Consider the following 5,434-nt stretch of genomic DNA (forward strand, 5'->3'; position numbering starts at 1 on the left):
CCTGCGGTATTTAAACAAACGGATAGCAAAACAGCCGGATAGCAAAACAGCCGGATAGCAAAACAGCCGGATAACAAAACAGCCGGATAACAAAACAGGCGGATAGGGGCATAAAAATCTTCCCTCCATCTTCGCCGGTTTCAGTTTGTTATAAAGTCTCTGTCAGATCATCACAAGGGAACATCAGCTGGAAGATTCCCAAAGTTTCGCTGTTTTTCTACCCGGTCCGGCTATGCTATAATAACGGCATATTGAACGACGAAACGTTTGTCAAGCGAACAGAGAGGGGGAAATCCATGTCAGCCGAAACTTTAGCGGAAGCTTATTTTCCGCTGACCGCCAATCAGGGCGCGGGCTACCGGGAGATTGAAGCGTGTCCGGCGCTGAAGCCGTGGATCCGCTGTTTCTGGGTATATACCGATCAGTGCGATCAGATCGTGATTCCCGATACGTGCATGGATATTATTTTGTGCGTCGATGAAACCGGGAAGAGCGAGATTTTTTTCTGCGGGATCAACGATTTCACATTTACCTCTTTCAACGACAGCGCCCGGCCCGGCGTGCGATTGATCGGCATCCGGTTTTATTTCTGGGCGGTCGCCAGCTTCTGCACCGGTTCGTTAAAGGCCGTGCGGAATACGAAGGATCAGATGGATTTCTATTTTCCCGGCTGGGCGGAAGGGTTGAAGCAGGCGTTTGACGCGGCGGAAAGTCTGGAAGCGCTGTGGCCGAAGTGGGAAGCGTTTCTGCTTGCGCATCAGCATGCGGATCCGATACCGCCGCTCATCATGCGGGCGGCGGAGCTGATTATCCAGCGCAAGGGCGTGCTGGCGATCGCGGATCTGGCGGCGGAACTCGGCCTTGAGAAACGCTGGATGGAACGGAAATTTCTGGACTTTTACGGCGTCAGCGGCAAGCGTCTTTCGCTTTTGATCCGGTATCAGCTGATCTGGCAGGCCTGTCTGCAGGATCATGATTTCAACGTTCAGGACACGGTTGCGGACTATGGCTTTTACGATCAGGCGCATCTGTTGAATTTCTTTAAAAAATATCATAATTCCCAACGGTTGTCGTTTTTTTCCAAGACAGCCAAACGCTGATTCCGGTACAATAGCCCCGGAGGTGTTTCCCATGAAAAAGAGAATGACGCAGGCTCAGTTTCAGCAAATCCGCCGCTGGGTTCTGCGCAATGGCCGGCCGCTGGAATGGGCGCGCTGGCAAGTAATGTTTGAAGGCGGCAGCCGGAATCAGGCTGCGGAAGTGTTAAGCGGTTATCAAAACGCGGACGGTGGTTTCGGCTGGGGGCTGGAGCCGGATTCCATGAATCCCCAATCTTCCCCCTACCAGACCGGTTCCGCGCTGGCGCTGGCCGAAGCGCTGCAGCTGGACACGCACGATCCGCTATATCGAGGGGCGTTTGCGTATTTGAGCCAGGAAAGCACGGCGTATCAGGACGGCTGGCCGTTTACGATCCAATCCAACGATGCTTCTCCGCATGCCCCGTGGATGGGCTATGATCCAAAGCTCAACGACGCGGAGAGCTTTGGTTTGAATCTGGGCCTGGCGCGGCAGATCCTGACACACGATTGCGACGACAAGACGCTGAGAGCGAAGGCGGAAGCGGTTGTTGTAAAAGCCTTGGAGCAGTTGTTTACACAGGAGAATTTCGGTGAGATGGGCGTGGATGCCTTCTGCGGGTGGCTGCCGCAGCTGGACTTCCTGCCGGCGACGGCGTACACGCAGGATCAAATCCGGGAACGGATTCTGACGTTGATTGAAAAGCGGGTGGAACGCGATCCTGCCCAGTGGCAGGAATATAAACCACGTCCATCCTACTTCGTTCGTTCGCGCAACGACGCAGCGTATCCCCGGCTGAAAGACCTGGTGGAAGCAGAGCTGGAATATTTGATCGACACCTGTCCTGAGGGTGATGTGTGGGAAATTCCGTGGAATTGGGCGGGGCTGTATCCCGAGGCTTTCCGCGTGGCGCGCACACAATGGAAAGGCTGGAAGGCGATTGAGAATATCGCGTTTCTGATGGCGTTTGACCGGATTGAACCGGCTTGTTCAGAAAGGAAACCACGGAGATGAATAAAATTACCTGTATCTGCCTGGGCGTTCGCGATATGGCGAAGTCCCTCTGCTTTTACCGCGACGGCTTAGGCTACAAGACCGATTGCCAGGAAGACAATCCGGCTGTTTGTTTCTTTGATACGCCGGGAACCAAATTTGAACTCTATCCGCTGGCGCTGTTGGCGCAGGACGTCAATCCGCACAATCCGCCGGCGATCAGCCCGGGATTTTCCGGCATCACGCTGGCATACAATGTCGAAAAGAAAGCAGACGTCGATCAGGTGATCGCCCTGGCGCGTGAAGCCGGAGCCACGATCCTGAAAGAATCGCAGCCGGTTTTCTGGGGTGGTTATCATGCGTATTTCAGCGATCCTGACGGTTATGTCTGGGAAGTAGCCTGGGGGCCGAATTTCCAATATGACGAGCAGGGCTTGTTGAAATTTTAAGTGAAAGTGAAGGATCAGCGATGAAATTAAAAAATACGATGCTCGTCGTCCGGGATCTGAAACGATCGGAGGCCTTTTATAAGGAAGTGCTGGGCCTGCGGACGTTGGTGGATCTTGAGATTCATGCCGTGCTCAGCGGCGGTCTGGCCTTGCAGACAGAAGAAAGCTGGAAGCAGTTCACCGGTCTTGACGTCGCTTATCAAGCCAATGCGATCGAGCTTTATTTTGAAGAAGCGGAGTTCGACGCGTTTGCCGCAAAGCTTGCGGCGCTCACCTCGGTGCGGGTCATCAATCCTGCTGAGGAACAGCGCTGGGGTCAGCGGATCGTGCGGTTTTGGGATCCGGATGGTCATGTCATTGAAGTCGGAGAGACGATGAAAGCCGTTTGCCAGCGGTTTCTGGACCAGGGGTTGACGATCGAAGCGATCGCCCAGAGGATGGATGTGCCGGTCAAAGCGGTGAACGCCTACCTTCGCTGAAGTCTGCCAGATGCAGCGTCAGGAAGCCGGTATTCCCCATTTCCAGCTGAGGAAAGAAGTCATGCGCTTCAGTACACAAACGATATGATTGAACTGTTCCTTTTTAACTTCACTCACTAAATAAAAATTCAATCCCCGCATCGTACGCAAACGATGCGACAAAGTAGAAACGAAGACCGAATATTTGAAAAAAATTCAATCCCCGCATCGTATTTGTTTTCAACCTGACATCCTGATGTCAGGTTTGGCGCGGTACAATGAAATCAAAAGGAAGGTGCTATACCATGGCCTATGATTTTAAAAAAGAAGAAAAAATGTTCTATATGCCGAAAAACAAACCGGAAATTGTTACGGTTCCGCCCATGAATTTTCTCGTAGTGTCTGGTCAGGGCGATCCCAACGAGGAAGGCGGCGCTTATCAACGGGCCGTCAGCGTCTTGTATGCGCTCGCTTATACGCTCAAAATGAGCTATAAAGGGACACGTCAGATCGCCGGGTTTTACGAATATGTCGTGCCGCCGCTGGAAGGCTTCTGGTGGCAGCCGGGCCTCGCCGGCATGGACTATTCGCAGAAGTGCGGTTTTCATTGGCTCAGCGTGATCCGGGTTCCCGATTTCATCAAGCAGGAAGATTTCGACTGGGCCGTGCAGGAGGCGCAGCGGAAGAAACAGATCGACTGTTCATCCGCGGCGTTTCTGACGATCGAGGAGGGACTGTGCGTGCAGATGATGCACATCGGTGCCTATGACGACGAACCGGCCAGCGTCGCGATGATGGACGCGTACATCGAAGCGCAGGGATATGAAAATGAGATTAACGAAGTCCGCCGGCATCATGAAATCTATTTGTCGGATCCGCGGAAATGCGATCCGGCGAAGCAGAAGACGGTAATCCGGCATCCGATCCGCAAAAAAGACGGTCGTTAAACCGTCTGATCAACACGAAATACAAATTTTTGAAATCAAGGAACTGAAGCTGGAAACGCAACTTCCAGCTTTTTTTAGCTGTTTTTCTATAAAATTTGGAAAATGAATGAATCACAAATTTAAATAAGCGAATTTCACCTGAAAAAGAAAGGTCAAGGCGGTTTGCGTCATGGCTGTCTGATCAGTCGATAAAACTGGCGATTTCCTCAAGGGTCTTCTTTTTCAGCTGCGGCAGCGGCGCGTCTTTTTGCGCGTGGCCAACCACGAGAATCATTTCGGCGACTTCATTTTCCGGACGGCCGCAAAGCTCTGTGAGAAAATGAATCGGCGCCGGCGTGTACGTCAGCATCGCATAGCCGGCCTGGTGCAGCGCCTGGATCAGGAACCCCGTCGCGATCCCGACGGACTCGTTCACGTAATAATTGGGAACCCAGTGTCCTGCGCTGTCCTCATGTTTCATCTGCTTAAAGATCACGATCAAACACGGCGCTTCGCTCAGGAAAGGCTTTTCAACCTGCAGGTTCAGTTTTTCCAGATCCTGCCGCCAGACCTCGCTGATCCGGTTCTCATAAAATTCCCGTTCCACCTGTTCACACGCTTCGCGCAGCGCACGTTTTTTTGCTTTGTTGGTGATGACGCAGAAATGCCATGGCTGCATGTCCGCGCCGCTGGGAGCGGTCGCTGCGATTTTCAAGGCTGTCCGAATATCATTCATCTTTACCGGCGTGCTGTCAAAGTGCCGGATCGTACGGCGTTTCTGCGCCTGCGTTAATGCATTGTCCAAAATTGTCATCAGTTTTCTCCCTGGTAAGATTACGTTTTCTATTATAGGCGAAAGTCAGAGAAAATGCACGCGGGGAAAGCGGCATCCGTTTCCAGCCTGCGGGAGGCGATGTTCAGCTAACCTTCACTTGCAATCACAAACAACCATGTTATAATAGAAAAGCTGAATTAGGATGTGAAACGATGAGCAAAAAAGAAATCAAACTGATAGTCGCTATTTTATTTGTAGCGCTGGGCATTTATGTCGGCGTTCAGATCTATAACCGGCTGAACGTCAAAACCTATGGGATCGTCACGTATAAAAATCAGGTGATCCATACGTTCAACGTCAACAAAGACGAAGACTACTATTTTAACGGATCCTATGGCAAGATGAAGCTGGAAGTCAAGGACGGCAAATGGCGGATTACGGAAGAAGAATGTCCGAATCACATCTGTTCCTCGATCGGCTGGGTCAGCGTTAAGGACTATTTCCCAATCGTCTGTATCCCGAATGAAGTGATTGTCACTCTGAAGGATAACTGACATGAAGCTGAGTAAGACAAAGCATTTCGTTTATGTCACAATGCTGGCGGCGATGGCGATCGCGATCAATCTGCTGGAAACGATGCTGACGGTATCGCTGCCGTTTGGCATGCGTCTGGGGCTGGCCAACATCATCGCCCTGATCACGATTGAAATTCTGGGCGTTAAGGAAATGATCATCGTCAATACGATGCGCGTCGTG

General features: G+C 51.7%; 8 protein-coding genes. 7 read left to right on the forward strand and 1 reads right to left on the reverse strand.

The features are described 5' to 3' along the window. Positions 1–296 precede the first annotated feature (296 nt). The 5 genes from AC5OW4_RS14230 (at position 297) to AC5OW4_RS14250 (ending at position 3,924) form a co-directional block, all read left to right on the forward strand. Positions 297–1,100: a helix-turn-helix domain-containing protein gene (locus AC5OW4_RS14230; protein WP_072685021.1), complete on the forward strand. Its 804-nt coding sequence runs from the start codon at positions 297–299 to the stop codon at positions 1,098–1,100. Positions 1,101–1,131: 31 nt separating this feature from the next. Then, positions 1,132–2,091: a hypothetical protein gene (locus tag AC5OW4_RS14235; protein ID WP_072685022.1), complete on the forward strand. Its 960-nt coding sequence runs from the start codon at positions 1,132–1,134 to the stop codon at positions 2,089–2,091. Then, positions 2,088–2,519: a VOC family protein gene (locus AC5OW4_RS14240; protein ID WP_072685023.1), complete on the forward strand. Its 432-nt coding sequence runs from the start codon at positions 2,088–2,090 to the stop codon at positions 2,517–2,519. The genes AC5OW4_RS14235 and AC5OW4_RS14240 overlap by 4 nt, the downstream gene beginning before the upstream one ends. Positions 2,520–2,539: 20 nt before the next feature. Then, positions 2,540–2,998 (forward strand): VOC family protein, encoded by a 459-nt coding sequence (locus AC5OW4_RS14245; protein ID WP_195395383.1) that lies wholly within the window; start codon positions 2,540–2,542, stop codon positions 2,996–2,998. A gap of 284 nt (positions 2,999–3,282) precedes the next feature. Continuing rightward, entirely contained in the window at positions 3,283–3,924 is a 642-nt protein-coding gene (locus AC5OW4_RS14250; RefSeq protein WP_072685025.1) for a GyrI-like domain-containing protein, read from the forward strand. A 181-nt stretch (positions 3,925–4,105) separates the two neighbouring features. Here the strand turns inward: AC5OW4_RS14250 and AC5OW4_RS14255 are convergent, their stop codons facing one another. Beyond that, complete coding sequence (locus tag AC5OW4_RS14255; protein WP_072685026.1) at positions 4,106–4,717, reverse strand: nitroreductase family protein; 612 nt, start codon at positions 4,715–4,717, stop codon at positions 4,106–4,108. Positions 4,718–4,890: 173 nt separating this feature from the next. Between AC5OW4_RS14255 and AC5OW4_RS14260 the strand changes: the two genes are divergently transcribed. Together AC5OW4_RS14260 and AC5OW4_RS14265 are read left to right on the forward strand one after the other, a co-directional pair. After that, positions 4,891–5,232 (forward strand): NusG domain II-containing protein, encoded by a 342-nt coding sequence (locus tag AC5OW4_RS14260; protein WP_072685027.1) that lies wholly within the window; start codon positions 4,891–4,893, stop codon positions 5,230–5,232. Position 5,233: 1 nt separating this feature from the next. After that, positions 5,234–5,434 (forward strand): Gx transporter family protein (locus AC5OW4_RS14265; RefSeq protein ID WP_493677126.1); only part of this gene is annotated, 201 nt, incomplete at its 3' end.

Source organism: Holdemania sp., assembly GCF_986127675.1.

Coding starts and splice junctions, on each gene's coding strand:
- AC5OW4_RS14230 (WP_072685021.1), top strand. CDS start 297: ATGTCAGCCGAAACTTTAGCGGAAGCTTATTTTCCGCTGACCGCCAAT.
- AC5OW4_RS14235 (WP_072685022.1), top strand. CDS start 1,132: ATGAAAAAGAGAATGACGCAGGCTCAGTTTCAGCAAATCCGCCGCTGG.
- AC5OW4_RS14240 (WP_072685023.1), top strand. CDS start 2,088: ATGAATAAAATTACCTGTATCTGCCTGGGCGTTCGCGATATGGCGAAG.
- AC5OW4_RS14245 (WP_195395383.1), top strand. CDS start 2,540: ATGAAATTAAAAAATACGATGCTCGTCGTCCGGGATCTGAAACGATCG.
- AC5OW4_RS14250 (WP_072685025.1), top strand. CDS start 3,283: ATGGCCTATGATTTTAAAAAAGAAGAAAAAATGTTCTATATGCCGAAA.
- AC5OW4_RS14255 (WP_072685026.1), bottom strand. CDS start 4,717: ATGACAATTTTGGACAATGCATTAACGCAGGCGCAGAAACGCCGTACG.
- AC5OW4_RS14260 (WP_072685027.1), top strand. CDS start 4,891: ATGAGCAAAAAAGAAATCAAACTGATAGTCGCTATTTTATTTGTAGCG.